The organism is Candidatus Dedyshia acidiphila (genome assembly GCF_051025295.1).
Taxonomy (GTDB): domain Bacteria; phylum Acidobacteriota; class Terriglobia; order Terriglobales; family Acidobacteriaceae; genus KBS-83.
In genome coordinates this window covers 26,260-51,370 of record NZ_JBMGJV010000021.1, presented here as the reverse complement: position 1 = coordinate 51,370, position 25,111 = coordinate 26,260, and the positions used below count along the sequence as shown (strand labels likewise).

The following is a 25,111-nucleotide window of genomic DNA, read 5'->3' as shown; positions in this document are numbered from 1 at the left end:
CTTCTATTGTTTCTGATGGAAGGTCTTGTTGTTGATGTCCGGCCAGAATTCTTTGAAGGTGAGCGTCGCGCCATCGATGATGACGTTGGTCAGCCAGCGCTGGCCGATCTTTGTCCAGGTGCGGTCGGCGGTCGGGTAGTAGAGGGAGGAGACGCTGGAGCCGATGCCCGCGCCAACGACCTCGGAGAAGTTGGGCTGCGGTTTCTGATCGTCGCCGCGAGTGATGAGGACGCGCGAGAACGCATAGGCGCCGCGCTTGACGAAGCCGCCATGGCCGAGGGTGTAGAAGCGCGTGTCCTGGCGAAGGAGCGACGGCATGATTGCCTCGACCCAGAGGTTTTCGTTGGTCTGGTCGGCGAAGGTGTGCCAGAAGTAGCGGCCGTAGCCGGCGGCTCCCTGATGGAACTGCGGATAAGAGTCTTGCGCCTGAGCGACGCCGGCGAGTGTGGCGGAGAAGATGACGGCGGAGTAGTCGAAGCTGTCTTCGAGCGTGGTGACGAACTTTTCCTTCGCGCCCTGGGGTGGCAGCTTTTGATTGGCGCTGACGGAGCGAAAGTTGGGGACGACGCCGAGGATGCGCTTGGTCTGATGGCCTTCAAGTCCGGGGGACGGCAGGCCGGCGCCGGGTCCAAGCTTGCGCGGGTCAGTGCCGGGCTCGATGGGATCGCCCTGATGCTGCTCGTCTTTTGGTGTCGTGGTCTGGGAAGTGCTCTGCGAACTACTGGAAGAGTTCTGGAGGTCAGAGGCGTCGGGAACATCGGGCAGCCGTGGCGCGGCATTCGGGACGGGCGCGGCGAGAGAAGGCGCAGCGGGCGCGGATGGCTCCGGTCCGTTGACGATCGCGAGGGCAGCGGCCGGCAGAGTGCAGGCGAGGGTCGCGATCAAGAGATACCGTGACATTTGCATATTGCGAATAGGATTCCACCCGGTGGGACACGGCTGCAAAAGTTTGCTGTACGGCAGACGGAGAGCGTTTGCCATTGTTTCGTGCGAGATGGCTAGAGCTTGCGAAGCGCGTCGAGGCCCTGCTGAATGGTCGTGAGCGAGGTGGAATAGCCGAAGCGGACATGACCCTCACCCTGGCTGCCGAAGACGGCGCCGGGGATGGTGGCGACGTGCGCTTCTTCGAGCAGACGAGCGGCGGCCTTGCGGCTGTCCTTGCCGAGGCGGTCGATGCTGGGGAAGGCATAGAAGGCGCCGGCGGGAAGCTCGCAGGGGAAGCCGGCTTCGTTGAGCCCGGAGACGAGCAGGTCGCGGCGCTCGCGATATTCGGCGAGGCGAGCGAGGCGATAGTCCTCGGGGATTTTGAGCGCGGCGAGCGCGGCCCATTGCACGAAGGTGGGCACGCCGTTGGTGGAGTAGAGGACGAGCTTGCGCATGCCGTTCATGAAGGGCTCCTGCGCGACGGCGTAGCCGATGCGCCATCCTGTCATGCCGTAGCTCTTCGAGAAGGTGTAGGTCGAGATGGTGCGCTCGGCCATGCCGGGGAGCGAGGCGATGGAGACATGCTCGCCGTCGTAGATGAGGTCTTCGTAGGCTTCGTCGGAGATGACGACAAGGTCGCGGCTGCGTGCGAAGGCGGCGACCTCCTCCGCATCGGCGCGGGTGAAGACGAGGCCCGAGGGGTTCTGCGGGGTGTTGTAGTAGATGGCGCGCGTGGCGGGGGTGACGAACTGCTCGAGCGTGGCGCGGATGCCGTTGCGCCGGGCGGAGCTGGTGGGGACGAAGAGCGGGCGCGCTTCGGCGCCGCGGATCATGTCGGCGATGGGCGTCCAGTATGGCGAGAAGAGCAGGCAGTCCGAGCCGGGATCGAGCACGGCCTGGAAGGCGCAGTAGAGCGCGTGCGCGCCGCCGACGGTGACGAGGACCTGATCCTCCGTTGCGGTGATGCGGTTGCGCGCGGCAAGCTTCGCGACGAGGGCTGCTCGCAGTGGAGCGATGCCGGAGGAGGGCGCGTAGCGTGTCTTGTTCTCTTCGACGGAGGCGTAGAGCGCCTGCTTGATGGGGTCGGGCGTTTCGAAGAAGGGCTCGCCGCCGTGGAAGGCGAAGACGGGCTGGCCCGCGGCGCGCAGCTCCATCACCTTGTTCCGGATGACGACGATGTCCGAGAACCCTACTTCATCGAGCCGCTTCGCTGTGCGGAAGCGATGGCCGCTGGCTGCCGTGGTCATGCGTTCCCCTTGCTGTGTGTGGAGTGCGACTCTTCAGGATAGCGCGAGAGGGAAGAGGCGCGGTTCAGGGGGCGGCGAGCAGGGATTTGTCGAATGGAATTTCGAGTGTGCCGATGCGATGACCGTTGCCCTTGTCCCAGGCGACGAGTTGCAGCATGGCGACGCTGGATGGCAGCGATACCTCGACATCAAGGGGGAGCGTGCGCCCGGCGGGGTCGGCGACGGCCTGGGGCGTCAGCTGGAAGGTGACCTCCTGCGCGCGGGCGTCCGCGGTAGTGCCGGAGAGGTTGAAGGCGTAGACGGCGGCGGCGCAGTGCACGACCTGCCGGCCGTGTGCCGGCTCCATCGTGAAGGCGTCGAGCGGCACCGTGAAGTGCACGATAACCGGCTCCTTGGATCGTTTCTTGCGAGGCGGACTCCCGGGGTCGGCGGGCTTGCGCTGGACGGACGCTGCAAAGACGATGGGCTGCGACTGCGAGATGATTTCTTCCTTGCGCAGGCCACCGGGAAGCAGCCGGGTGCGCTTCGTCTCCGGGGTCTTGAGTTCGTTGGCGATGGTCGGATCGGCGTAGTAGCCGCGGCGATAGCTGAGCGTGAGATAGCGCCCGGGCAGCTCGACGTGGATGTGGTGGAAGGAGTTGTCGTAGCGGAAGTCGTGCGGGCTGTAGGTCAGCGTGTAGTAGCTCGCATTGTCCTGCATGATGCGCGCGGCGTTGAGGGCCAGCCCGTTGTTGTCGATGATGGCGAGGCCGCCGGTCTGCTCGGCCTCTTCGGACATGAGAGCGTGCTGCGCCAGCAGGAAGCGGGAGGGGTACACCATGAGGCCGCGAACATCGATCGGGTAGATGGCGATGCGGTTCTCTTCCAGCAGATCGTACAGCGGCTGCAGTGGGTTGCGGACGGTGGCAAACAGGGTGGGCGGGTCGAACGAGATGGCACTGCCGCCAGAGAACCAGAGCACGTTTTTGCGCCCCGGCATGGCGCCGACGAGCGAGGCGACCTGGGTGAGAACCTCTTCCTCCCGGACGCCGCCGTACAGGACTGCGAAATGGGGGACGACTTTGTGGACGGCTGCGCGCAGACGCTCAGTGTCCGAGGTGAAGCCCTGAACGAGCGTGCAGAGACGTCCGACGCGAACGTAGACGGCGACCTGATCCTCAGGACGCATGCGGTCGAAGAAGCGATCGAGCTGGTAGCGCAGGAAGGCCTGGTCGGGCAGCGAGATGGTGGCGAGATCGAGCAGCAGAACGTTAATGGTGGCGGCCGGATGCGCCAGATAGTCGTTGCTGAAGACGCCGGGGGCAAGCGCGACGGGACGCGGTTCGGGGGTGGAGCCGGGGCGGTGCTCCTCAAACGTCGCTATGGACTGCACCTTTTTGTTGTCGAGGAGGGCGAAGTCGGTCTGCTTGAGCCCCTGCACCGGATTGCCCTGCGCGTCGGTAACGCTGACATCGACCAGGACCACGCGGGAGTTGGCCTGCAAGCGAAAGCCCGGAGGCGGCACGGATGCATCCTGTGCCATGCAGCAGGTGGAGAGCAGGAGACCCAGGAGGAGACTGAGAGAGCCGGCCAGGCGACGCATGATGTGCCCCTTTTGCCGATTGCGAGGAGAATCGGCGGCGACGTGAACCGCACGATCGCACCTATACTATGCACGTGCAACGTCACTTTGTCTGGTACGGATTAGCGTTGGTGTGGGGAGCGCTGGCCCTGGCGGGCTGGATGCACCACCGCGGCGGGAATGCGGCGGTGGAGGGGGCGGTGGCTGTGCTGTTCCTGGTGCTGGGTGTGCAGCTTGGCCGGCGGGATGCGGCAGCAGCGGCTGCGCGCTACGCGGGCAAGCGGCCGAGATAGACGGCCATGCCGGCGACGGCGTCGACACCGATGGCGTGGAGGCGCTCGATTTCGCTCTGCTCCCGGATGCCGCCCGCGACGATCAACTGATTGTGCGTGGTGGCGCGGAGCTGCTCCGCGATGTCGATGGGAAAGCCCTGCATGGTGCCCTCGCGATCGATGTGGGTGTAGAGGAAGGCGCCGCAGAATGGCTCAAGCGCAGCCATGGCCGCGGTGGGCGAGAGATCGACCTGCTGCTTCCAGCCCTTGACGGCGATGCGACCGGCGCGGGTGTCCACGCTGAAGACGAGATGCTCGCGTCCGACGGCCGCGGCGAGCGCGCGCGCGAAGTCGACACGAACGAGCGATGCGGGGTCATCGACGGCGGGCGCCGATGTGTCAAAGAGCGCGGAGCCGATGATGACGCGGCGTGCGCCTGCGGCGAGAGCCTCCTGCGCGCGGTCGATGGAGCCGATGCCGCCGCCGACCTGGCACGGCAGTTGACGGGCGATCTGCTCGATCAGCTCGCGATTGGAGCCCTGGCGCATGGCTGCATCGAGATCGATGAGCTGCACCATGGGATAGGTGGAGAAGCGCGCGACCCAGTGCGCGAAGTCGTCGAAGGCGAGCTTGAGCTCGGCGCCCTGAACGAGTTGCACGATGCGACCGCCCATGAGGTCGATCGAAGGAATCAGCATGGCAACCTCACGGGGACGCCCTGCTGCGCGAGCTCCTGCTTAAGCGTGCGGACATCCGCGATGCCGAAGTGGAAGATGCTGGCGGCGAGGGCGGCGTCGGCACAGCCGGTGGAGAATACGTCGACAAAGTGCTGCGCGTTGCCTGCGCCGCCCGAGGCGATCACCGGGATGCGCACGGCATGGCTGACGGCGGAGGTGAGTTCGCAATCGAAGCCGGCACGTGTGCCGTCGGCGTCCATGGAGGTGAGCAGGATCTCGCCTGCGCCGCGGTCTTCTGCTTCGCGCGCCCAGTCGAGCACGCGGCGGCCGGCGGGCTTGCGACCGCCGTTGACGAAGACTTCCGCCGCGTCGGGGTGTGTGGAGCCGCGACGCGCGTCGATGGCGACGACAACGGCCTGAGAGCCGAAGTCGCGGCCGATCTCATCGATGAGCGCGGGGTTTGCGATGGCCGCAGAGTTGACGCTGATCTTGTCCGCGCCGGCGGAGAAGATGGCGGCTGCGTCCTCGGCGGTGCGGATGCCGCCGCCGACGGTGAAGGGGACAAAGATTTCGCGTGCGGTGCGCGCGACGGTGTCGACGAGCGTGCCGCGGCCTTCGTGCGTGGCGGTGATGTCGAGCAGGACGATCTCATCCGCACCGGAGCCGGCGTGGCGGCGCGCGAGTTCGGCAGGATCGCCGGCGTCGAGGAGATCGAGGAAGCGGACGCCCTTAACGACGCGGCCGGCGGTGACGTCGAGGCAGGCGATGATGCGCTTGGTCAGCATGCGTGATCCACCGCGAGGAAGTTGCGCAGAACCTGCAGGCCGGCGTCGCCGGACTTCTCTGGATGGAACTGCACGCCGAAGAGGTTGTCGCGTTCGACGGCGCCGCTGAACTGACCGTCGTAGTTCGTCACACCTACGGTGCCCTGTACGAGCGGGGCGCGGTAGCTGTGGGTGTAGTAGACGAAGGCGCCGGGTGGCAAGCCGGTGAGGAGGCGCGAAGGGCTGTGCGGGTCAGGGTGCGCGTTCAGCGTGTTCCAGCCGACGTGCGGGACCTTGACTGCGTCTGCGAAGCGCTCGCAGCGGCCCGGAAAGAAGCCGAGACCGGAGACCTCCGGCGCCTCCGTGCTGCCTTCGAAGAGCCACTGCAGCCCGACACAGATGCCGAGAAAGGGCGTGCCCTGGGCGATGACATCGCGCACGGCGGCGGCGAGGCCGGTGGCGTGAAGGCGCTGCGTGGCCGCGAAATGACCGACGCCGGGAAGGACGACGCGCTCGGCGGAGCGCACGTTCGCGGGGTCGGCGGTGACGCAGACATCGGCGTCGAGAGCCTTGAGGGCCTTGACTACGGAGGTGATGTTGCCGGCCCGATAGTCAACGACTGCAATCACAGGAGCCCCTTGGTGCTGGGCAGCATGTCGCCGAGCTGGCGATCGCGCGAGCAGGCCACGCGGAGTGCGCGGGCGAAGGCTTTGAAGGTGGCTTCGATCTTGTGGTGGTTGCTTCGACCGTAGAGGACCTTGAGGTGAACGTTGGCGCGCGCGCCGCGGGCGAAGCCTTCGAAGAAGTCTTCGACGAGCTCGCTTTGGAGGTCGCCGACGAGTCGTGTTTTGACTTTTGTTTTGATGACGGAGGCCACACGTCCGCTGAGATCGATGGCGGCGACGGCGAGTGTTTCGTCCATGGGCATGACGAAGTAGCCGGCGCGGAGGATGCCCTTCTTGTCGCCGAGGGCGCGATCGAAGGCCTCGCCGAGCGCGATGCCGACGTCTTCGACGGTGTGGTGCTGATCGACGTCGAGGTCCCCCTTGCAGGTGAGGTCGAGATCGAAGGCGCCGTGACGGGTGAAGAGCTCGAGCATGTGATCGAAGAAGCGAATGCCGGTTTTGACGGTGTATCTTCCCTGCCCCTCGATGGTGAGGCGCAGGGCGATCGCGGTCTCGTTCGTGGTGCGATCGATGGTGGCGGTGCGCAGGGTTTGTTTCGGAGCGGTGCGCGAAGTGCGCGGCTGCTGCTTTATGCGCGCCATGCTATCTCCTTCAGCGATTCTTCGATGGCGCGATGTGCGTCGCGCATTTGTTCGCGGGTGCCGACGGTGATGCGGACCAGGCCGTCGCAGCCGGGGTCGGCGGAGCGATCGCGGGTGAGGATGCCGCGCGAGCGCATGGCGCGGACGAAGGCGGCATGGAGGACGCCGATGCGGATGAGGATGAAGTTGGCGTGGCTGGGCCAGTGCTCGATGGCGAGGTGCATGAGTAAGTCGGATAACTCGGCGCGTGCTGCTTTTACTTCGGCGACGTAGTTGTCGAGAAAGCCTGTGTCGGCGAGGGCGGCGGGGAGGCAGGCGAGCGCGAGCTGGTTGACGCTGTAGGGCGAGATGACGCGGCGCAGCCACTGCATCGTCTCGACGGGCGCGATGAGTGCGCCGAGGCGGAGGCCCGCGAGTCCGTAGGCCTTGGAGAAGGTGCGCGCGACGACGAGGTTCGGGACGGTGCCGATGAGGTCGATGACGGTCTCGCCGAAGAAGTGGTAGTAGGCCTCGTCGACGAGCACGATGGCGTGCGGCGCGCGCTCGGCGACGGTGAGGATTTCTGCACGCGAGACGACTGCGCCGGTGGGGCTGTTCGGATTCGCGATGGCGATGAGGCGCGTGCGGGTGTCGATGCGCGCAAGCAGTGCTCCGAGGGGGAAGCGGAAGTGGGCGTCCGCAGGCACAGCGTCGATGCGAGCCTCTGCGATGGAGCCGTACACCTCGTACATGCTGTAGGTGGGGACGGGCAGGAGCATGGCGTCGCCGCGATCGAGATAGGCCTGGCAGAGCACGTGGATGGCTTCGTCGACACCGTTGGTGAGAAGCACCTGATCCGGAGCGACGCCGAGTGTTTTGGCGACGAGCGCCTCGACGCCGGCGCGCTCGGGATACTTCGTGAGGTCAGCCGCAGTGATGCGAGAGAGCGCCTTGAGCACATGCGGCGAGCAGGCGAGCGTGTTCTCGTTGAAGTCGAGACGGAGACCGTCGCGACCGGCAACGGGCGGGTGGTACTCCTTGATGCGGCGCACGCCCGCGCGCGGTTCGGGGAGTTGAAGCGCGGTGGTGTCAGACACGGGCGCTGGCTCTTTCCAGCCGGCGGCTGACCGCGGCTGCGTGACCTTCGAGACCTTCCGCCTGCGCCAATGCGACGGCGGAAGGACCGAGCGCCTGCACGCCCTCCGGCGTGTAGCGCTGGACGGTGATGAGCTTGACGAAGTCGAAGACGCTGAGCCCGCCGCGAACTTTGGCGACGCCGCCGGTGGGCAGTGTGTGGTTGGGTCCCGAGACGTAGTCACCCAGCGCCTGCGACGACCAGTTGCCGATGAAGACGGAGCCGGCATTTTCAACCCAGGCGAGATCGTCTTCGGTGTCGACGGTGAGGTGCTCACCAGCGAGGCGGTTGGTGATGACGCGAGCTTCAGCGACGGACGAGGCGACGAATATGTAACCGTGGTTGCGCAATGCCTCGCGAGCGACCGGATTGCGGCGAGACTGCTCCTTGACCTCTTGCGCGACGAAGTCTGCGAGCTCGGGCCGCGAGGTGACGAGGATGCTGAGGGTTTCGCTGTCGTGCTCGGCCTGTGCGACGAGGTCGGCGGCGATCGCCTCCGGATGGCCGCGTTCGCTGGCGACGACAATCTCTGTCGGCCCGGCCAGCATATCGATGCCGCAGTCGAAGGCGACGCGACGCTTGGCCGCGGTAACGTAGAGGCTGCCGGGGCCGACAACTTTATTCACGCGCGCGATGGTCTGCGTGCCATAGGCGAGCGCGGCGACTGCGTGCGCCCCGCCGACCTGGTAGAACTCATCAACGCCGAGGAGAGCAGCGGCGGCGAGCGTCTCCTTTGCAGGACGCGGCGAGACGACGACGATGCGCTTGACGCCGGCGACCTGCGCGGGAAGCACGGTCATGAGCAGCGACGACGGGAGCGGGTGGCGGCCGCTGGGCACATAACAGCCGACCGCACCGAGAGCGCGGACGCGCTGGCCTGTGCTCACGCCGGTTGCCGGAGCGGTGTCCCAGTCCTGCGGCATCTGGCGCTTTGCAAATTCAGTGATGGTGCCGGCGGCCTGCTGCAATGCTGCACGGAGGTTTGGGTCGGTCTGCTGCCAGGCGCGATGCAGATCCGCAGCAGAGACGCGCAGGGGCTGACGGCGCGACACACCGTCGAAGTCTGCGCGCGCCGCGAGCAGGGCGCGATCGCCGCCACGCCGCACGTCGTCGATGATGCGGCCGACCTGGCGATCGACGCGATCGAGGCTGGTCGCGCCGCGGTCTTCGAGGGCGCGGAGCACTTGCTCTGTCTTCTTCGCTCCGCGACCAGCGGTGGTCAGGATTTTCAAGCAGCACCTCCTCAAGACTAGAAACAACGAAGACAAAACGACCAACTAGATGACGATTTTATTGAGTGGGTATTCGACGATGCCGGTGGCGCCGGCGGCCTTGAGGCGCGGCAGGACATCGCGCACGACACCTTCCTCGAGGATGGTGTTGACGGCGACCCATGCGGGGTCATGCAATGAGGAGACGGTCGGCGAATTGAGCGCGGGCAGCACGTTGAGGACGGCGTCGAGGCTCTGGCGCGGCGCATTCAACATGAGGCCAACGCGGCCCTGCGCTTCGATGGCGCCGCGCAGCATGAGCGCGATGTTGCTGACCTTCTCGCGTTTCCATGCATCCTGCATGGCGGTGCGATTCGCGATGAGGTGCGTCTCGCTCTCCATCACCGTGTCGATGATGCGCAGGCGGTTGGCGCGGAGAGAGCTGCCGGTCTCGGTGACCTCAACGATCGCGTCGGCGAGCGTGGGCGGCTTGACTTCCGTCGCGCCCCAACTGAACTCGACGCGAACGTTGACGCCCTTCTGCGCGAAGTATCGCTTCGATACCTCGACGAGTTCGGTGGCGATGGTCTTGCCTTCGAGATCTTCGGCGCGTTTGAAGGGGGAGTCTTCTGGCACGGCGAGCACCCAGCGAACTTTGCTGCGGCTCTGCTTGGCGTAGGTGAGGCTGGTGATGCTTTCAACGTCGAGTGCGCTCTCGACGACCCAGTCGATGCCGGTGAGGCCGGCGTCGAGCACGCCCTTCTCGACATAGCGTGCCATCTCCTGCGCGCGGATGAGCATGCACTCGATTTCGGCATCGTCGATCTGCGGGAAGTAGGAGCGGCCGTTCGCGTAGATGCGCCAGCCGGCGCGCTCGAACAGTGCGATGGTGGCGTCCTGCAGGCTGCCCTTGGGGATACCGAGCTTCAGCTTCATGCGCTCACCTGGCCGGGAACGGCGACGGGACGCGTGAAGCAGCTGATGGTGCCCTCGTGGCAGACGAGGCCATCGCCTTCGACGACGACTTCAAACAGCAGCGTGTCCTGATCGCAGTCGGTGGAGGCTTTCACGATGCGGAGGCGGTTGCCGCTGGTCTCGCCTTTGCGCCACAGAGTTTTGCGCGTGCGGCTCCAGAATGTGACGAAGCCGCTCTCGAGCGTGCTGCGGTAGCTCTCCTGGTTGCAGAAGCCAACCATCAGCACTTCGCGGGTGGCGGCGTCCTGCACGATGGCGGGAACGAGGCCGTCCATTTTTTCGAAATCGATGGTCTGTTGCGTTGCCTGGGTGCTGCTGCTCACATTGCCCTCTCAGAGTGAAGGTTGCAGAAGAAAGCCCGCCGTGCGATGCACTGGCGGGCTGCGTGGGACCTGGATTCGGGTGTTGCTTATGCTTCCGAAGAGTCCGCCGACACGCCCGCCGCGCGATGATGGTGATGGGGGCGATGATGGCGTGTTGCGTTCATGCGTGCAGGACTCCGTAGGAAAACGCTATCGGCTTGCCCCCATCCTGTCAACCCAGCGCGATGGCTGCGAGACAACTTCGCTGTAGGCGGCTTACTCTCACTCGCTAGGAGTGTTGCGCTGCTCCTTCGATTTTTCACCTGCTCTTCATCCACTCATTTAGCGAAAGCTATTCAGCCCATCAGGACCGAGGAAGCCGCATGACGCCTACGAGCCAACGACCCAAAGCGCAGTCCGGCAGCACGGCGGCGCAGATGCTTCGCCGCAATCTTGTTCCCCTGATCGGACTGGGCATCGCAGCCGGCTCGGGGCTGTACTTCAGCACGCTGCACAAGCGGCGCGAGGCGCCGCTGGCGGGCAAGGTGGTGTTCATCACCGGCGGGTCACGCGGGCTGGGGCTGGCGATGGCGGAGGAGTTTCTGCGCGCGGGCTGCCGCGTGGCGATTGCGGCGCGCGATCGTGAGCAGCTGGACAAGGCGGAGAAGAAGCTGCAGAGGGGCATCTCCTGGACGCAGAAGCGCGCGGTGTTTTCCGTGGTGTGCGATGTGACGGATCCGGCGGCGGTGGCGGCAGCGCTGGAAGCGGCCGCAAGAGAGCTGGGGGATATCGACATCCTGGTGAACAATGCCGGGATTATCACGGTGGCACCGGTGAGCAATCAGCCGCTCGAGAGCTATCACCAGTCGATGAATACGAATTACTACGGCGCGCTGAATACAACACTTGCTGTGCTGCCGCGGATGCGCGCACGACGCGCGGGCACGATTGTGAATATTGCGTCGATCGGCGGGCTGGTCGCGGTGCCGCACCTGCTGCCGTACACGGCGAGCAAGTTTGCGATGGTGGGGTTGTCGCGCGGATTGAATGCGGAGCTGCGCGCGGACGGCGTTCATGTGTTGACAGTGTGCCCGTGGCTGATGCGGACGGGCTCGCACCTGCATGCGATGGTGGGCGGCAAGCGCTCACGCGAGTATGCATGGTTTGCGCTGGGTGCGTCGCTTCCCTACTTTGCAGTCTCGGCGAAGAGTGCGGCGCAGAGCATTGTGGAGGCGACGGCGCAGCGGCGGAGTGAGCTGCTGATTTCTCCGCTAGCTTCGGCCGTGGCGCTCGTTGGACAGAATGCGCCGGAGCTGATGGATACGCTGCTGGGCCTGGTAAATCGCGTGCTGCCGTCGCCTGCAAAGAAGCCAGACGCATTTGTGCGGGGGAAGGATACGCAGGCACCGACCTCAAGCGTAATCAAGAGCCTGACGCAGAAGGATGCCGCGCAGTGGAATCAGCACTGACGCATGTGCGAATAGGAACGACAGAAGGGCTGCCCGCGGGCAGCCCTTCTGTTATTGCTGGCGTTACGAGTTATGCGGCTTTGCCTTCTGCCCAGGGGTCGATCACGATCTTGGTGACACGCTCTTTCTTATCGCGCCAGATCTCGTACATCTTTGGCGCCTCATCGAGCGTGATGCGGTGAGAGATGATGTAGCTAGGGTCGATCTGGCCCTGTTCAATACGCTCGAGCAGCGGCTTCATGTAGCGATGCATGTTGGTCTGGCCCATCTTCATGGTGATGCCTTTGCCGAAGGCTGCGCCGAAGGGCACCTTGTCCAGCAGTCCGCCGTAGACGCCGGGGATGGAAAGCGTGCCGCCTTTGCGCACGGCCTGGATGGCCTGACGGAGCACGCTGGGGCGATCGGTTTCGAGCAGCAGCGCATTCTTGACGACGTCGTAGACACCCTGCAGGTCGTTCGAGTGTGCTTCGAGGCCGACGGCGTCGATGCACGAGTCCGGGCCAGTGTTGCCGGTGAGGTCTTTGAGCGCGGTGAGGACGCTGACGTCGTCTTCGCTGTAGTCGATGGTGAGCGCGCCGAGGGAGCGCGCGAGCTCGAGCCGCTCCGGCAAGCGATCGATGGCGATGACGCGCGCTGCGCCGAGCATGAAGGCGCTGGCGATGGCGAACTGCCCTACGGGTCCGCAGCCCCACACGGCGACAGTGTCGCCGGGCTCGATCTGCGCGTGCTCGGCAGCCATGTAGCCGGTCGGGAAGATGTCGGTGAGGAAGAGGACCTTGTCGTCGGGCAGATCGGATTCGATCTTGAGTGGGCCGACGTCGGCATAGGGCACGCGCGCGTACTGGGCCTGTCCGCCGGCGTAGCCACCCATCATGTGCGAGTAGCCGAAGAGTCCTGAGCCGGAGTAGCCGTAGGCCTTCTCCATGAGGTGGGCGTTGGGGTTGGAGTTATCGCAGGCGGACCAGAGCTGTTTTTTGCAGAAGAAGCAGTTGCCGCACGCGATGGTGAAGGGGACGACGACGCGATCGCCGCGCTTGAGATTTGTAACTGCGCTGCCGACTTCCTCGACGACGCCCATGAATTCATGGCCGAGGATGTCGCCGGCCTCCATGGTGGGGATGAAGCCGTCGTAGAGATGCAGGTCGGACCCACAGATGGCGGTGCGCGTGACGCGGATGATGGCATCGCGCGGATTCAGGAGCTCCGGGTCTGGCACCTGGAGTGTCTCGATCTTGCTCTTGCCCATCCAGCAGACTGCTTTCATTGCTTCTCTCCTTCGCATCCGCATGAGCGGAGCGGCTGGTTCGTTCTGTAACCCGCGCGGGATCGTTTAGCTGGCACGGCGCTGATTGGGCGGGGTCTTGACGGTTTCGGCGTAGAGCGACTCTTTCATTTTGCCGATAACGCCGCGCGGCCCATGCGGCTGGCCTTCGTTGCGCGGGATCTCGCCTGCCTCGGCGAGCGCTTTGAAGTGACGCAGGTTTTCGACGACGGCCTGCTTGGGGTTGCGGCTGGTGAGCGTCTCTGTTGCGCTGGCGAGTTTGCTCATGCCGAACTCCTGCAGGAGGGTGACGAAGGTGCCGCGGCCACCCGGCGCCGGCTCGAAGACGACCTCGCCCGCCTCCTGCGTGTCGCCGCCGATGGAGCGCCAGGCGATGCGTTTGCCCGGCTCGTCTGCCATGATCTCGGCGTCCCACTCGATGGTGGCCTTGTCGGTGCGCATGACCCAGTGCGTGGTCTTATCGCCGGTGCGGACGACGCGCTCGATCTGCTCCTGCCATTGCGGGGCTTGCTCGATGTCGTGCCACATGGCGTAGAGGTCCTGCGGGTTGCGCTGAATGAGCGCGCTGGTGCGGACCCATTGCTTGCCATCGCTGTCCGATGGCGGCGGCATGTAGCGGCCGTCCTGAAATGTGCTGACTGCGCCGAAGCGCGGTAGCGGCTCTGCCTGTGGCTTCTCCTGCAACGGATCGGTCATTTCATCTCTCCATGATTTGGTGAGCGGTGCTGGCCTGCATGGCAGGACGCGCGCACCTTCGATGTGCACGCGCCCTGCATGAATGCTTTTCGTGATCAGCCCTGGTTGGTCGGCTTGGCCATCTTCTCGTGCATGGCTCCCTTGACGGCACCTGGGACCGCGTTGGCCATCATGCCTTCTACCTTGGTCTTCATGGACGCGCTGTAGACGTGATCGCGGCCAGCGAAGAGCGCATCCAGGCCCTGACGCGCGACGTCATCGGGCTCGCTCTCGGTCTTGCCCTTCTGACCGACCTCGGTGTTGTCCATGCCAGCGCGGTGGAAGAAGTCGGTGTCGGTGGGTCCGGGTTGGAGGGCCGTGACTGTGACGCCGGTGTCGCGCAATTCGTAGCGCAGACTGTGCGCAAAGGAGAGCACGAATGCCTTGGTGGCGGCGTAGACCGCCTCACGGGGCGCTACCATTTCACCCGCGATGGACGCGGTGAAGAGGAGACGTCCCTCGCCACGGGCGACCATGGTAGGCACCAGGTGCTTGGCGAGCTGCACGGTTCCGGCACAGTTCAGCTCGATCATGTTGAGTTCCTGATCGAGACTGGTTTCCGCGAAAAGGCCGCCGACACCGATGCCGGCGTTGAGGCAGGCCACGTCCACGGGCCGGCCGGTTTGCTGCAGCCTCGACCAGAGCTCGTCCACGCCCTGACGTGTGGCCAAGTCGGCCTGGACCTCGATGACTTCTGTGCCGAGGCCTTCGAATGTTTGCGCTGCACCCTGCAGGCGCTGTCCTGCGGAACAGACGACCAGATCGTAGCCGCGCTTTGCCAGGTCTCTGGCAAGTGAGTAGCCGATGCCGCTCGAGGCTCCGGTTACGACGGCGAGATTGTTTGCCATGTCTCTCTCCTGAAGATGTCACGCGAGCGCGCAGTCGCCGCCCACACTGGTGGGATGCGACGGGAGAGCAGGATAGATGGGCGTTGCGGGCTTGCTGGGTTGGGCGGGGTGCATGCCTTGGATGCGTGTGGAAACGAGGACCGCGGAGGCAATGTTAAGAACGCCGCATAAAAAGAAGAGGCGGCAGACGCGCTTTTCTCTGAGCAAGAGAACGCGGCTGCCGCCTGGCTTCTATGTAGCTGCGACGATTACTTGGGGTCGGGGCCGTCTTCCTGCGGGACTTCTTTACCTTCGCCGGGGAAGGGCCACTTGCGCTCGATGGGCTGCATGTCTTCGCGGACCTGCTTGGGGACCTTTTCGATCTTCAGGTTTTCGAGGACGTGGACGCCGAGCTTGCCAGCGCTCGCGATGTCGATGTCGCCGTCGTGATCGAAGTCTGCAGAGACAAACTGCGTTCCAGCGGAGGCAGTGCCGTTGACGGAGAGAGCGAATCGGGTGAAGAGCGGATCGCCGGACCCGGACGTAAACTGATCCTTGGCCGGGAACTTATACGCGTAGACGACGACGGGATCGTAGGAGCCGGGGTCTGCGCCGGAGTGGCCGCGGTAGCGCTTGCCGGTGACGAGTTCGACCTGTCCATCGCCATCGACATCGATCAATGCCAGGGCGTGCGACTGCGAGAACGATTCGTCGATGGCGTGACGGACCCACTTGGGATCCGACGGAGTGCCTGCCTGCTCAAGCCAGTAGAGGCCGTATCCGTGACCCTGGCCGTAGATGAGGTCGAGTTTGCCGTCGTGGTTGACGTCGTAGCCGAGGATCGGGAAGCCGGGGTCACCGAGCGTCCAGTCGCTATGCCACTTCCACTGATCGTTGTTCGCGTCGACCTGTTCGAACCAGCCGTGCGGGGTGAGCACATCGGCTTTGCCGTCGCCGTTGATGTCCGCGACGCCGATGCCGTGGCCGTCCTGCTCCATGCTGCCGAGGTGATGGACGCGCGGCTTGGCTCCGCTGAAGTCGATCCAGAGCACGCCGGCGCGGTTGTAGTGCGCGAGGGCGAGGTCAGGCTTGCCATCGCCGTTGATGTCGAAGAAGGCGCCGCCTTCAGTGTCGAAGCTGTCGGTGATCTTTTCGGCTATCCACATCTGACCGGCAGCGGTGGCCTTGGTGCCGGGGTTGCGATACCACCAGAGACCGTTGGCGATCCAACCGGTGGTCACGAGGTCAGGCAGGCCGTCGTGATCGACGTCGACGATCCACTCGCCGCAGTCGTTGATGAACTCATTGTGGAGGCCGACGGTGCGGAACTGGTGACGCTTCCACTCGCCACCGTTCGCGCCGGGATTCTCGTACCAGTAGGCGCCGCTGAGCAGATCGACGAAGCCGTCTCCATTCATGTCCAGCATGGAGATGCCTTCCGAGTGATCGGTGCCGAGGCGGTGAGCAAGGAACGCGATGCGCGGCTCCCCACCCGGCCCCTTGCCCGCCTCGGGCATGCGGAACTCTTTGGCGTGAGCCGGATCCTGAGCGCGCGCCGCAATGGGGAGCAGCAATGGAAGCAGCAGTGCAAGGCGAAGAGAGCGATGGAACATAAGGTATAGGCTCCTGTTACGTGTTCAGCGCGGATCAGGCCAGCTTCATGGTTTCCGGGTTCCAGCTGACCATGCTCTTCTTCTCGATGCTGAGATTGCTGAGCAGTGCAGCGCCTGCGGCGCGGAAGCCGAAGACCGCATCCTCAACGACCGGCTTGCGGCTGCGCACCGAGGCGAAGAAGTTGCGGAAGTGGTCGAAGCTGTCGGAGTAGTCCTCTGGCGCTGAGAAGCTCTCGACGCTTTGCGCCGGCGGGCCGCTCGGATGCTCGAGTGGATACTTCTTGCGATAGGCCGCGATCGTCTCTTTCTGCATGGCTTCGGCGAAGGTAGAGACGGTGAAGCCGGGCTCTTTCTCGGGAGGTGTGCGCATCACCTTGACGGTGTTGTTGGCGATCTGCATCTGTCCTTCGGAGCCGGTGAACAGGAAGCCTTCGCTCTCTTCACCGCCGTCGACGAAGTTGACGTGGAGGCTGAGGTTGAAGCCTTCCGGGTAGTCGAACAGCGCGAGCATGACGTCGTCGGCGTCGCGTCCGTCTTTCCAGAAGCGCAGGCCGCCGGTGGCCATGGCACGCGTTGGCCCGTGCGCGCCGGTGATGAAGTGGGTGCCGCTGAAGAGGTGGACGAAGAGATCGCCGGCGACGCCGGAGCCGTAGTCCTTCCATTTGCGCCACTGGAAGAAGCGTTCGGCGGAGAACGGAATTTTGGGCGCGGTGCCGAGGAAGCGCGGCCAGTCGCAGGTTTCGGTCGAGGCATCGAGCGGGACGGTGTAGTTCCAGGCGCCGATGGAGGAGTTGCGATCCCAGTAGGCGCTGACCATGTTGAGCTTGCCGATGGCACCGGCGGCGAGCAGTTCCTTCGCCTTCGCGTAGACCATCGAGCTGACACGCTGGCTGCCGACCTGCAGGACGCGATTGGTGGAGCGGGCGGCCTCGATGATCTCCGGTCCGTCGGAGTAGAGATGGATCATCGGCTTCTCGAGATAGACGTCCTTGCCTGCCTTCATCGCGTCGATCGCGGCCTGCTTGTGCCAGTGATCCGGCGTGGCGATCAGGACAGCGTCTACATCCTTGCGGGCGAGGATTTCGCGATAGTCGCGCGTGGTGAAGACGTCCTGTCCCCAGAGCTCTTTGCAGTGCGTGAGGCGGCCGTCGTAGCAATCGGCCGCGGCGACGAGCTTCACGCCGGGCACCTGCAGGGCGATGGCGGTGTCGTGCTGCCCCTGGATGCCGGCGCCGACGAGCGCGAGCTGAATGTTGTCATTCGCAGAGCGCGGGGCGGCGGCTGTGGCCTCCTGGGCCAGCAGTGGATGAACCTGGGTCGCAGCGGCAGCGAGGGCCGCTGTTTTGAGGAAGTGCCGACGATTGAAAAACGAGCTCACGACCGAGTCCGACATGGGCAGAATGGATCTCCGTTTGCGCAGGTGCCAACAAGAAGCTCCGCCATCCTAAGCCGGGATCGTTCTCAGAGCAAATCGGAGTAGCAGACGCACTGGTGGGCAGGCGTGGAGGAGCGACTGGCTGGGCGCCAGGTCTGGCCCGGGCTGCTCGTACGAGAAGAACGACGGCTTAGACGAAGCGGATTCGCCGGGAGGCCAGCATGACCATGCGAAGCAGAAGCAGGCCGTGCTTCCAACGCTGGATGTTGGTCTCGCCATACTTCCGCTCCCGGTAACGCACGGGGAGTCCGACGATCTTGAGGTTGTAGCGTGCTGCGCCAAAGAGCAGATCGAAGTCACCGAAGGGATCTATCTCGCCGAAATAGGCGCGGTTGGCGGCGATGGTTTCGTAGTGCGACTTACTGAGAACCTTTGTTCCGCAGAGGGTGTCTTTCACGCTCTGGCTAAGGAGCCAGGAGAAGGCGACGCTGAAGAACTTATTCCCGAGCAGGTTGAAGAAGCGCATCGCCTTCTGCTCCATGGGATAGACGAGGCGGACGCCGTTGATGAACTCGCCGCGGCCCTGACGCCAGGCTGTGTAGAAGCGCGGCAGGTCCTCGGGTGGAACGGTGAGGTCGGCATCGAGGATCATGAGCAGGTCACCTGCGGCTTTCTCGAAGCCGAGGCGGACGGCGTCGCCCTTGCCACGACCGGTCTGCTTATAGAGGCGCGCGGTGCAGCCGGGGCGGGCAGCGATCTCCTGCTCGATACGGGCGTAGGTGTCGTCGGAGGAATTGCCCTCGACGAAGATGAGATCGGTGCCGGCACCGAGTTGTGGGACGCGGTCGAGAATGGCGGCGATATTGCCGGCCTCGTTGCGTGCGGGCACCACGACGGTGACGACCGGCTCGGCGGAGACTTCGAGTGCCGGCATGGGACGCGCCACGAGGAAATTCGTGAGCCCGAGCCACTGGAAGGGCCAGATTTTGACGAGATAGCGGTTACAGAAACCTGCTAACAAGGGGATGCGGAACGGGCACATGATCTCCGGCGAGGTACGTATGACCTCGAAGCCAGAGAGGTTGAGCAGGTTTTCGATGTCGCCTTTGGTGAGCCAGTTCTGGGTCAGCTGCGGCTTGGCGATGCCGAGCGCCTCGGCCACGCGTCGCGGCCACTCCCAGAGCTTGCTGTAGAAGTTGACGAGAATGCGGGTGCCCGCGTGGCAGTGAGGACGAATCTTTTCGAGCACTGTCTGGACGTCCCAGAGGTCGTTCAGCAGGTCCGAGAGGACGATGAAGTCGTACTCGCCGGTGAGCTCAATCGTGCTTGCATCGGCTACTTCAAAGTGCAGTCCTGGAAAGGCGGCCCGCGCCTCGGCGATCTGTTCTGCGGATAGATCGATGCCGTGTCCAAACGATGGGCGCAGGCTGGCGAGGAGTCCGCCGTCGCCACAGCCAAGCTCCAGAATTCGCATGCCGGGCGGGACGGAGAGCCGAAAGAGCTCTGCCAGCCGCTGACGGTAATAGCGGCGGTAGCGATTCCAGCGCTGCGATGTTCGCCCGTACTCATCCCAGTACTGCCGGCGTTCCTCTGTGTAGGAGGTGCGCTGGTCCGTCGGCGTGACGAATGTTGACTCGGGGGAATCGGTCTGGGAGGATGGCATGACACAAAGCCTAGCAGCAGAAACAGGCGTGTCAATCGGGCATTCCGGAAGGTGTTCCCCTCCCGGCGGACGATGAGCTCAACGCATTCGCGCGTGGATGATCCCAACCCCTCTGGATCAAGGTGGAGACGAGCCTGGCTGCCCCGATGGAAGAACTTGCACAGAGACAGACGCGGACGGTCAGAAACGCGCTGCTGGTCTACATGCTGACGCTCTGCGTGCTGAGCCTGATTGCTGCAGGCGTGGTCGTGACACACAGGTCCCTGCTGCATAAAGCGGGCACACATGATGTGCTGTTCTGCTGCCATGGGGCTGAATTTTCCGATTATCGTGACCTGGACAGACGCGTTGTCCACTTCGGCGAGCCGGATATGCTTTCGCGGACGGATCTGAAGGTTCCTTATCCGTACCCTGTTCCGTCCATCTATGCATTCCTGCTGTTTCGGAAGTTATCCGATCATCCGCTGCGTCTTTACCTGGGTTTTGTTGCTGTCTTCGTTCTTCTGGCTACCGCCTGGTTTTCGTTGTATGTGAAACGAGTGTCGGGCCAGCAGCTTGCAGAGGCTGCGGTCTGGCTCACCCTGCTGCTGGCATTTCCTTTCTATTTCTTGTTCGACCGGGCAAATATCGAGGCAGTGATCTGGGTACTGCTTTTGTTGGGACTGATGGCCTTTCTACGAGGAAGAGACTGGCTCGCCGTGCTGGCATGGAGCACGGCAGCATCGATGAAGATCTTTCCGGGTCTAATGTTCCTGATGTTTGTCGCGAAGCGGCGGTATGGGAAGTTTGCAGCAGCGGTCGCACTGACGGCAGTGTTCACGTTGCTTGCTCTGGTCGGGCTAGGGCCACCGCTGCACCAGAAGCTGGTGGATAGCGGGAAGGCGGCCGCATTTCTCAGTGAGCATTACATTCTGATCCGATCCGTGCCGCAGTTCGATCACTCAGGCTTCATGGCTGTTAAGCAGTTCATCCATGCTGCATACCTCTTACACCTGGGAGGGGCAGGCTGGTCCGAAGCATTGGCTTTCCGGGTCTCCCTTCGGTTGTATAGCATCGCGGCCCCGCTGGGGTTTGGCGTGCTTTGGTGGCTGCGGTTGCGAAAGATGCCGCTGCTGAACCAGTTCATCGCGTACATCGCGATTTCTATCTCGCTGCCATACGTCTCTTATGAATACACGCTGGTACATCTCTATCTGGCGTGGGGAGCTTTCCTGATTTTTGCGGTGACGGATCTCTCGGCTGGCCGAGCGTATTTACCGCGAAGCGCCACGTACTGGTTTCTTTTCTCGTGTGCGGTTTGCTTTGTGCCGCTGGGCTATCTGAAGGTTGGGGCGTCTGCCCTCTTCGCAGCCCAGGTGAAGACGATCTTTCTGGCGATGATCGTATGGACGGCCGCACGGCACCCGATGCCGAGCACGCTGTTTGCGGACCTTGATGGAGACAGGGGACCGTGGGCGGCGAGCCGTACAGGCATCCAGGATGCGCGCGTGGATGAGTTGAATGGCGAAGCGCTGCCATCCTAGAGGGGCGGGGGCATGTGGGACGGCCCGGTGTTAGCGGATGCAGACTAAGTCGACGTAACCCTTCGTGGTGAGTTCATCGCTGACTCCTTCCGAGAGCGTGCCGCTCTTGCCGAGGGTGTAGAGCTTGAAGCGGTGTTGCTCCAACCAGTTCAGCAGGGAGAGCGGATCGTAGCCGAGATCCTGCATGGCAGCGGGCATGTACTCGACAGCGATGGTGGCTTGCGGGTTGTTCTCGACGGTCTGCACCATTCCCGCGCATACCTGCGATTCGTAGCCTTGTACGTCGATCTTGATGAGGGTGATCGGTCGTGCTGTAGGCTGCCGCGCTAGGAATGAGTCGATGGCGAAGATGGGCACGCTGACATATCCGTCCTGAGCGCGATTTTCGCTGGTGCGCAGACGGTCGGTGGCGATGCGGTGATCTGCGTGGTGATGCTCATTAATCCAGAGCTCGATCTCGCCATCCGCGCTGCCCACAGCGGCCTGAACGGTCGTGACGCGACCCTGCAGCTTGCGGCGGCGGATGTTGTCCTGGAGCAGGCGAAAGTTGAACGGCTCCGGCTCGAATGCGTAGATCGTCGCATCGGGGTCTGCGGACGCGGCGAACAGGGCGGCGGTGTAACCGATGTTGGCGCCGATATCCAGGATGTCACCGTTCCGAAACAGATGAGGGTGACGGCGGGCGAGCCCTGCGAACGGGTCTTCGAGATAGCGCTTGTACATGAAGTACGACGCGCTGAAGAGCCGTGCCCCGATGGTGCTCTCAAGCATGCCCGATTGGCGGGCGAGCGAGTAGAGGCCGGTGACAGTCCGCGCTTGCGTAGGAGTGATCGCCATGCGTCGCAGTTTACTCGAACCCGGTTCGTGCCGAGCATCAAGTGTGGCTGAGCTGGATTCAGGCGGATCTGGCGGAGTGGCGCAGAATCACCGTTGATGGTTCCAGCTTTCGTCGTTCGACGCTAGCATGGTGGGGAGGCAGCGCTGGGACACGGCGAAAGGGCACATGATCCGTTCGATATTGGCACATCCATTGACACGTGGCCGATCTATCGATGATCCGGGGACAACGGAGCTTCGGCGCAACATCATTTTGTCCAAGCCATTTCTGCGTGCGATTTACGAGGACTGGTACGGGCAGATCGTTCGCCGGCTGCCGGCTGGCGATGGAGCGGTGCTCGAGCTGGGGTCAGGCGCGGGTTTCTTCAAGGAGTTTGTTCCGGATGTGATCACGTCGGAGGTGTTCGCGTGCGAGGGAGTCGATCTGATCGCAGATGCGCGTGACCTTCCGTTTGCGAGCGGCGCATTGCGCGCGATCGTGATGACGGACGTGCTGCACCATATTCCGGATGTGGCTGCGTTCTTCAAGGAGGCGGCTCGCTGCGTGAGGCCCGGTGGCGCGCTGGTGATGATCGAGCCGTGGGTTTCAACGTGGTCACGGTGGATCTACACGCATTTGCATCACGAGCCATTTGAGCCGGAGGCGAAGCTGTGGGAGCTGCCGGCAGGGGGCCCGTTGTCGGGGGCGAACGGAGCACTGCCGTGGATCGTCTTCGAGCGGGATCGCGCGCGATTTGAAGAGGAGCATCCGGCGCTGAAGATTGAAGAGGTACGGCCGACGATGCCCTTCCGCTATCTCGTCTCGGGTGGAGTCTCGATGCGGACGTTGATGCCGGCGATGGCGACGCCGATGTGGCGAGCGGCGGAGTCGCTATGCAAGCCGCAGATGGACAAGCTCGCAATGTTTGCGCTGATCTCTGTGCGCCGCGTGTGACTGGGTTGTGAGGGTTGGTAGGCGAGACAGGGATCGAACCTGTAACCGTCAGCTTAGAAGGCTGATGCTCTATCCAATTGAGCTACTCGCCCGCACCGGGAGCCTCGCGATATTGTAGCGCCGGCTGCTCACAGGCCATTGGCGATCGGCAAAAGCTCGTCTGCGGCGGCGATCAGGAGGGGGACGGTGGCTTCAAGCGTTTGCGCCCAGGATGCGAGCGCTTGCTGCTCAATGTCCCCGACCGCGTAGCAGTAGACAGTCACGCCGAAACCCCAAGCCTCTGCGGCGCGTGCAGGACGCACGATGAGTTCCATGCGAGCGTTCGCGATGGACGCAGCCGCCGCGCGGCGTGCGGTGGTGCGCGCCCACTCTTCGTGCAGCAGGAAATCTGCCATGGCCGCAGGTGGCGCGAAGAGCACATCGATGTAGCTGCCGAAGCCAAACGCCGCGGCGGCTTCGTCGAGCAGGTCCGCAGTGTCGGCGAGTTCCTCCGCATCGAGCGGCCAGTGATCGCACTTGGTGGTTTGCAGCAGGCCAGCCGGGGCGTTCCATGCTTCGAGTGCGCGGGCGAGCGCGGGGATGCGGTGAGCCTCCGGCAGGGCGGCGATCCGCTGAGCCTGCAGATCCGGCGGAACGCGGAGGTCGACCCAGGCGGTTCCGCTCTCGGCATCGGACCAAGGCAACTCGATGATCGGGTCGTCAGGACCTGCGGCGACACTCCAGTCGGTTTCCATTCAGCCTCCGGCGGCTTGCGTGGTGAGGAAGTCGAAGAGCAGCCGCTCTGCCCAGTATCCGTCGTAGGCGGTGGCGGGCGCGAGGAAGGCGCAGTGGCCGCCGTGCTGCGTCTCGATCAAGTGAACGCTCGGATTCGCGCGCAGGGTGGCGCGGGTGGCAGGGAGCATGCGGATGAACGGGTCATCGAGCGCGTGCAGCACGAGCGTGGGGATCGCGATGCTGCCGGCGACGCGCGCACTGGAGGCGCGAGCGTAGTAGTCGACGGCGCCAGTGAAGCCAGAGTAGGGTGCCATGACCTGATCGTCGAACTGGCGCAGCGAGCGGATGCCGCGGGTGCGCCGGGGATCGTAGATCTCGGGGAAGAGTTCGCACTTGCGCTGATAACGGCGCACGAGGCCGCGAAGAAACTTCCACTCGTAGACGCGATTGGCGGGCTCGTGCAGCGCGTCGGAGGAGGGCGCGAGATCGAGCACTGGGGAGACGCCGGTGGCAGCAACGATGTGAGGCTTTGCCGCGGAGGCCAGCTCACCGGCCAGCTTGAGCACGAGGTTGCCACCCATGGAGTAGCCGACCAGGGCCCAGCGGTTGGCATCGCGGGTGGCGCGGTAGTGGTCGACGACCGCCTGCACATCCTGCGACAGCCCGGAGTGATAGAGCGTTGGCGTCTCGCGCTCGGTGCCGCCGCAGTTGCGCATGTTCATGCGGACGACGTTCCATCCGGCGGCGAGGAAGCGGGCCGCGTTGCCGCGCACGTACTGTGACTGTGACGATCCCTCAAGACCATGGATGAGCAAAACGGTGGGACGACCGAACTCAGTCTGCCAATGGCTCTGGCAGAGCACGCGGCTTGGCGGATACTTGCCGGTCGCGGGCGCCACGACGATGAATTCATCGTCTGCAGGAGGGAGGACAGAGCGGCGCGGGAGGAAGTTGCCGGCGAGTGTTTGCAGATGGGGATTGCGCAGCAGGCGGCGGGGCGTGAAGGAGCTCTGCCAGGCGGCCACTGTGTCGCTGATGGCGTGGCCTGCGGTGTCGGCTGCGTCGTCGAGGATGCTCATCGGGCGCGGATCGCCTCGGCGCGGATGCTTTCGAGCACGGCGCGCGCGCGGAGTGGGCCGTCGGGAGCGTCCTCGTGCATGAAGTAGGCATACACGTTGCCGCGCGTGGCATCGGCGGTGAGCTGACGCGCGATGCGGGAGAGGTCTGCTTCAGAGTAGGTGGAGCGGCGCAGGCGGTAGCAGGTGAACTCCGCGGTGCGGCGGGGCGGAGTCTGCAATTCGTCACTCTCGGCGATACATACAGCAACGCCTGCCGACTCGAGCGCCTGAAAGACGGGCTCATCGAACCAGGAGGGGTGACGGAATTCAAATGCGGCCTGGATGGGATGGCGCGCGAGGTCGGCGAGGAAGCCTTGCAGCCGTTCAAGATCGGCGCGGAAGTTCGGCGGGAGTTGAAAGAGCACGATGCCCATTTTGCCGGCCTGAGCGGCGGGGGCGAGCGCGCCGGAGAGGGCGGCCAGCGCCTCGTCGCATTCACGCAGGCGCTTGAGATGCGTGATGCTTTGCGGGGCCTTGAAGCTGAAGCGGAAGTGTTCGCCGGCGGCATCGAGCCAGTTGGTGAGTTGCTGGCCAGACGGCAGTTGGCGGAAGGTGAAGTTCACCTCGACCGAGTTGAGTTGGGAGGCGTACCAGGGCAGCATCTTCGCCGCGGGTGTTTTGGGCGGATAGAAGCCCGGCTTCCAGCTCGCGTAGGCCCAGCCGGAGGTGCCAGCGTAGACGCGGTGCGAGGTGTCAGGCATTTGGGA

Annotated in this window: 25 protein-coding genes and 1 tRNA gene; 4 read left to right on the top strand and 22 right to left on the bottom strand. The window is 64.1% G+C overall.

All coding sequences use genetic code 11. From position 1 onward, the window contains the following. Positions 1–3: 3 nt before the first annotated feature. The 3 genes from AC5IJH_RS10465 to AC5IJH_RS10455 all read right to left on the bottom strand — a co-directional run bounded on the left by AC5IJH_RS10465 (position 4) and on the right by AC5IJH_RS10455 (position 3,693). Positions 4–900, bottom strand: coding sequence for a hypothetical protein (locus AC5IJH_RS10465; protein ID WP_491902758.1), 897 nt, complete (start codon positions 898–900; stop codon positions 4–6). A 98-nt stretch (positions 901–998) separates the two neighbouring features. Then, positions 999–2,171 (bottom strand): pyridoxal phosphate-dependent aminotransferase, encoded by a 1,173-nt coding sequence (locus tag AC5IJH_RS10460; RefSeq protein WP_491902757.1) that lies wholly within the window; start codon positions 2,169–2,171, stop codon positions 999–1,001. Positions 2,172–2,235: 64 nt separating this feature from the next. Beyond that, the gene (locus AC5IJH_RS10455; protein ID WP_491902756.1) at positions 2,236–3,693 is read right to left on the bottom strand and encodes a VWA domain-containing protein; all 1,458 of its coding nucleotides are present in this window, start codon (positions 3,691–3,693) and stop codon (positions 2,236–2,238) included. A 134-nt stretch (positions 3,694–3,827) separates the two neighbouring features. Between AC5IJH_RS10455 and AC5IJH_RS10450 the strand changes: the two genes are divergently transcribed. Next, the gene (locus tag AC5IJH_RS10450; protein ID WP_491902755.1) at positions 3,828–4,025 is read left to right on the top strand and encodes a hypothetical protein; all 198 of its coding nucleotides are present in this window, start codon (positions 3,828–3,830) and stop codon (positions 4,023–4,025) included. Here AC5IJH_RS10450 and AC5IJH_RS10445 read toward each other — a convergent pair. Genes AC5IJH_RS10445 through hisI form a run of 8 tightly spaced genes read right to left on the bottom strand, consistent with a single transcriptional unit; the run spans position 4,001 to position 10,335 of the window. After that, positions 4,001–4,702, bottom strand: coding sequence for a 1-(5-phosphoribosyl)-5-[(5-phosphoribosylamino)methylideneamino]imidazole-4-carboxamide isomerase (locus AC5IJH_RS10445; protein WP_491902754.1), 702 nt, complete (start codon positions 4,700–4,702; stop codon positions 4,001–4,003). The genes AC5IJH_RS10450 and AC5IJH_RS10445 overlap by 25 nt on opposite strands. Next, positions 4,696–5,466, bottom strand: coding sequence for an imidazole glycerol phosphate synthase subunit HisF (hisF, locus tag AC5IJH_RS10440; RefSeq protein WP_491902753.1), 771 nt, complete (start codon positions 5,464–5,466; stop codon positions 4,696–4,698). The genes AC5IJH_RS10445 and hisF overlap by 7 nt, the downstream gene beginning before the upstream one ends. Continuing rightward, positions 5,460–6,074: an imidazole glycerol phosphate synthase subunit HisH gene (gene hisH, locus AC5IJH_RS10435; protein WP_491902752.1), complete on the bottom strand. Its 615-nt coding sequence runs from the start codon at positions 6,072–6,074 to the stop codon at positions 5,460–5,462. Before hisH ends, hisF begins: the two co-directional genes overlap by 7 nt. Then, entirely contained in the window at positions 6,071–6,712 is a 642-nt protein-coding gene (hisB, locus tag AC5IJH_RS10430) for an imidazoleglycerol-phosphate dehydratase HisB (protein ID WP_491902751.1), read from the bottom strand. Before hisB ends, hisH begins: the two co-directional genes overlap by 4 nt. Then, positions 6,700–7,788, bottom strand: coding sequence for a histidinol-phosphate transaminase (hisC, locus tag AC5IJH_RS10425; protein ID WP_491902750.1), 1,089 nt, complete (start codon positions 7,786–7,788; stop codon positions 6,700–6,702). The genes hisB and hisC overlap by 13 nt, the downstream gene beginning before the upstream one ends. Then, on the bottom strand, positions 7,781–9,058 hold the full coding sequence (gene hisD / locus AC5IJH_RS10420; protein ID WP_491902749.1) for a histidinol dehydrogenase: 1,278 nt from the start codon (positions 9,056–9,058) through the stop codon (positions 7,781–7,783). Before hisD ends, hisC begins: the two co-directional genes overlap by 8 nt. A 45-nt stretch (positions 9,059–9,103) precedes the next feature. Beyond that, a complete protein-coding gene (gene hisG / locus AC5IJH_RS10415) occupies positions 9,104–9,973 on the bottom strand; it encodes an ATP phosphoribosyltransferase (RefSeq protein WP_491902748.1) in 870 nt (289 codons plus the stop codon). Beyond that, positions 9,970–10,335 (bottom strand): phosphoribosyl-AMP cyclohydrolase, encoded by a 366-nt coding sequence (gene hisI / locus AC5IJH_RS10410; protein ID WP_491902747.1) that lies wholly within the window; start codon positions 10,333–10,335, stop codon positions 9,970–9,972. The genes hisG and hisI overlap by 4 nt, the downstream gene beginning before the upstream one ends. 362 nt (positions 10,336–10,697) lie before the next feature. On the opposite strand from hisI, the gene AC5IJH_RS10405 reads away from it, so the two are divergent. Then, the gene (locus tag AC5IJH_RS10405; RefSeq protein ID WP_491902746.1) at positions 10,698–11,783 is read left to right on the top strand and encodes an SDR family NAD(P)-dependent oxidoreductase; all 1,086 of its coding nucleotides are present in this window, start codon (positions 10,698–10,700) and stop codon (positions 11,781–11,783) included. 70 nt (positions 11,784–11,853) lie between these two features. On the opposite strand, the gene AC5IJH_RS10400 is transcribed toward AC5IJH_RS10405, so the two are convergent. The 6 genes from AC5IJH_RS10400 to AC5IJH_RS10375 all read right to left on the bottom strand — a co-directional run bounded on the left by AC5IJH_RS10400 (position 11,854) and on the right by AC5IJH_RS10375 (position 19,278). Then, positions 11,854–13,047, bottom strand: coding sequence for a zinc-dependent alcohol dehydrogenase (locus tag AC5IJH_RS10400; protein WP_491902745.1), 1,194 nt, complete (start codon positions 13,045–13,047; stop codon positions 11,854–11,856). Positions 13,048–13,113: 66 nt separating this feature from the next. Next, complete coding sequence (locus AC5IJH_RS10395) at positions 13,114–13,761, bottom strand: SRPBCC family protein (protein ID WP_491902744.1); 648 nt, start codon at positions 13,759–13,761, stop codon at positions 13,114–13,116. 95 nt (positions 13,762–13,856) lie between these two features. Beyond that, positions 13,857–14,648, bottom strand: a complete 792-nt coding sequence (locus AC5IJH_RS10390; RefSeq protein WP_491902743.1) for an SDR family NAD(P)-dependent oxidoreductase — start codon at positions 14,646–14,648, stop codon at positions 13,857–13,859. A 248-nt stretch (positions 14,649–14,896) separates the two neighbouring features. Next, complete coding sequence (locus tag AC5IJH_RS10385; RefSeq protein WP_491902742.1) at positions 14,897–16,240, bottom strand: FG-GAP repeat domain-containing protein; 1,344 nt, start codon at positions 16,238–16,240, stop codon at positions 14,897–14,899. A gap of 34 nt (positions 16,241–16,274) precedes the next feature. After that, positions 16,275–17,633: a Gfo/Idh/MocA family protein gene (locus tag AC5IJH_RS10380; protein WP_491902741.1), complete on the bottom strand. Its 1,359-nt coding sequence runs from the start codon at positions 17,631–17,633 to the stop codon at positions 16,275–16,277. Positions 17,634–17,805: 172 nt separating this feature from the next. Further along, the gene (locus tag AC5IJH_RS10375; RefSeq protein ID WP_491902740.1) at positions 17,806–19,278 is read right to left on the bottom strand and encodes a glycosyltransferase; all 1,473 of its coding nucleotides are present in this window, start codon (positions 19,276–19,278) and stop codon (positions 17,806–17,808) included. Between the two features lie 146 nt (positions 19,279–19,424). On the opposite strand from AC5IJH_RS10375, the gene AC5IJH_RS10370 reads away from it, so the two are divergent. Then, on the top strand, positions 19,425–20,801 hold the full coding sequence (locus AC5IJH_RS10370; protein ID WP_491902739.1) for a glycosyltransferase family 87 protein: 1,377 nt from the start codon (positions 19,425–19,427) through the stop codon (positions 20,799–20,801). Positions 20,802–20,831: 30 nt separating this feature from the next. Here AC5IJH_RS10370 and AC5IJH_RS10365 read toward each other — a convergent pair whose 3' ends face one another. Further along, entirely contained in the window at positions 20,832–21,638 is an 807-nt protein-coding gene (locus AC5IJH_RS10365) for an FkbM family methyltransferase (protein ID WP_491902738.1), read from the bottom strand. 253 nt (positions 21,639–21,891) lie between these two features. On the opposite strand from AC5IJH_RS10365, the gene AC5IJH_RS10360 reads away from it, so the two are divergent. Continuing rightward, positions 21,892–22,572, top strand: coding sequence for a class I SAM-dependent methyltransferase (locus AC5IJH_RS10360; protein ID WP_491902737.1), 681 nt, complete (start codon positions 21,892–21,894; stop codon positions 22,570–22,572). Positions 22,573–22,587: 15 nt separating this feature from the next. On the opposite strand, the gene AC5IJH_RS10355 is transcribed toward AC5IJH_RS10360, so the two are convergent. From AC5IJH_RS10355 to AC5IJH_RS10340, 4 genes are all read right to left on the bottom strand, one after another. After that, positions 22,588–22,664 (bottom strand) — tRNA-Arg (locus tag AC5IJH_RS10355). Between the two features lie 36 nt (positions 22,665–22,700). Then, positions 22,701–23,306: a hypothetical protein gene (locus AC5IJH_RS10350; RefSeq protein WP_491902736.1), complete on the bottom strand. Its 606-nt coding sequence runs from the start codon at positions 23,304–23,306 to the stop codon at positions 22,701–22,703. Further along, positions 23,307–24,365, bottom strand: coding sequence for a YheT family hydrolase (locus AC5IJH_RS10345; RefSeq protein ID WP_491902735.1), 1,059 nt, complete (start codon positions 24,363–24,365; stop codon positions 23,307–23,309). Continuing rightward, on the bottom strand, positions 24,362–25,105 hold the full coding sequence (locus AC5IJH_RS10340) for a DUF72 domain-containing protein (protein ID WP_491902734.1): 744 nt from the start codon (positions 25,103–25,105) through the stop codon (positions 24,362–24,364). The genes AC5IJH_RS10345 and AC5IJH_RS10340 overlap by 4 nt, the downstream gene beginning before the upstream one ends. Between the last annotated feature and the right edge of the window lie 6 nt (positions 25,106–25,111).

What these genes read in the sequence shown, in the direction of transcription:
- AC5IJH_RS10465 (WP_491902758.1), bottom strand. Translation starts at nt 900, where the DNA reads ATGTCACGGTATCTCTTGATCGCGACCCTCGCCTGCACTCTGCCGGCC.
- AC5IJH_RS10460 (WP_491902757.1), bottom strand. Translation starts at nt 2,171, where the DNA reads ATGACCACGGCAGCCAGCGGCCATCGCTTCCGCACAGCGAAGCGGCTC.
- AC5IJH_RS10455 (WP_491902756.1), bottom strand. Translation starts at nt 3,693, where the DNA reads ATGGCACAGGATGCATCCGTGCCGCCTCCGGGCTTTCGCTTGCAGGCC.
- AC5IJH_RS10445 (WP_491902754.1), bottom strand. Translation starts at nt 4,702, where the DNA reads ATGCTGATTCCTTCGATCGACCTCATGGGCGGTCGCATCGTGCAACTC.
- hisF (WP_491902753.1), bottom strand. Translation starts at nt 5,466, where the DNA reads ATGCTGACCAAGCGCATCATCGCCTGCCTCGACGTCACCGCCGGCCGC.
- hisB (WP_491902751.1), bottom strand. Translation starts at nt 6,712, where the DNA reads ATGGCGCGCATAAAGCAGCAGCCGCGCACTTCGCGCACCGCTCCGAAA.
- hisG (WP_491902748.1), bottom strand. Translation starts at nt 9,973, where the DNA reads ATGAAGCTGAAGCTCGGTATCCCCAAGGGCAGCCTGCAGGACGCCACC.
- AC5IJH_RS10405 (WP_491902746.1), top strand. Translation starts at nt 10,698, where the DNA reads ATGACGCCTACGAGCCAACGACCCAAAGCGCAGTCCGGCAGCACGGCG.
- AC5IJH_RS10400 (WP_491902745.1), bottom strand. Translation starts at nt 13,047, where the DNA reads ATGAAAGCAGTCTGCTGGATGGGCAAGAGCAAGATCGAGACACTCCAG.
- AC5IJH_RS10395 (WP_491902744.1), bottom strand. Translation starts at nt 13,761, where the DNA reads ATGACCGATCCGTTGCAGGAGAAGCCACAGGCAGAGCCGCTACCGCGC.
- AC5IJH_RS10390 (WP_491902743.1), bottom strand. Translation starts at nt 14,648, where the DNA reads ATGGCAAACAATCTCGCCGTCGTAACCGGAGCCTCGAGCGGCATCGGC.
- AC5IJH_RS10385 (WP_491902742.1), bottom strand. Translation starts at nt 16,240, where the DNA reads ATGTTCCATCGCTCTCTTCGCCTTGCACTGCTGCTTCCATTGCTGCTC.
- AC5IJH_RS10380 (WP_491902741.1), bottom strand. Translation starts at nt 17,633, where the DNA reads ATGTCGGACTCGGTCGTGAGCTCGTTTTTCAATCGTCGGCACTTCCTC.
- AC5IJH_RS10375 (WP_491902740.1), bottom strand. Translation starts at nt 19,278, where the DNA reads ATGCCATCCTCCCAGACCGATTCCCCCGAGTCAACATTCGTCACGCCG.
- AC5IJH_RS10370 (WP_491902739.1), top strand. Translation starts at nt 19,425, where the DNA reads ATGGAAGAACTTGCACAGAGACAGACGCGGACGGTCAGAAACGCGCTG.
- AC5IJH_RS10365 (WP_491902738.1), bottom strand. Translation starts at nt 21,638, where the DNA reads ATGGCGATCACTCCTACGCAAGCGCGGACTGTCACCGGCCTCTACTCG.
- AC5IJH_RS10350 (WP_491902736.1), bottom strand. Translation starts at nt 23,306, where the DNA reads ATGGAAACCGACTGGAGTGTCGCCGCAGGTCCTGACGACCCGATCATC.
- AC5IJH_RS10345 (WP_491902735.1), bottom strand. Translation starts at nt 24,365, where the DNA reads ATGAGCATCCTCGACGACGCAGCCGACACCGCAGGCCACGCCATCAGC.
- AC5IJH_RS10340 (WP_491902734.1), bottom strand. Translation starts at nt 25,105, where the DNA reads ATGCCTGACACCTCGCACCGCGTCTACGCTGGCACCTCCGGCTGGGCC.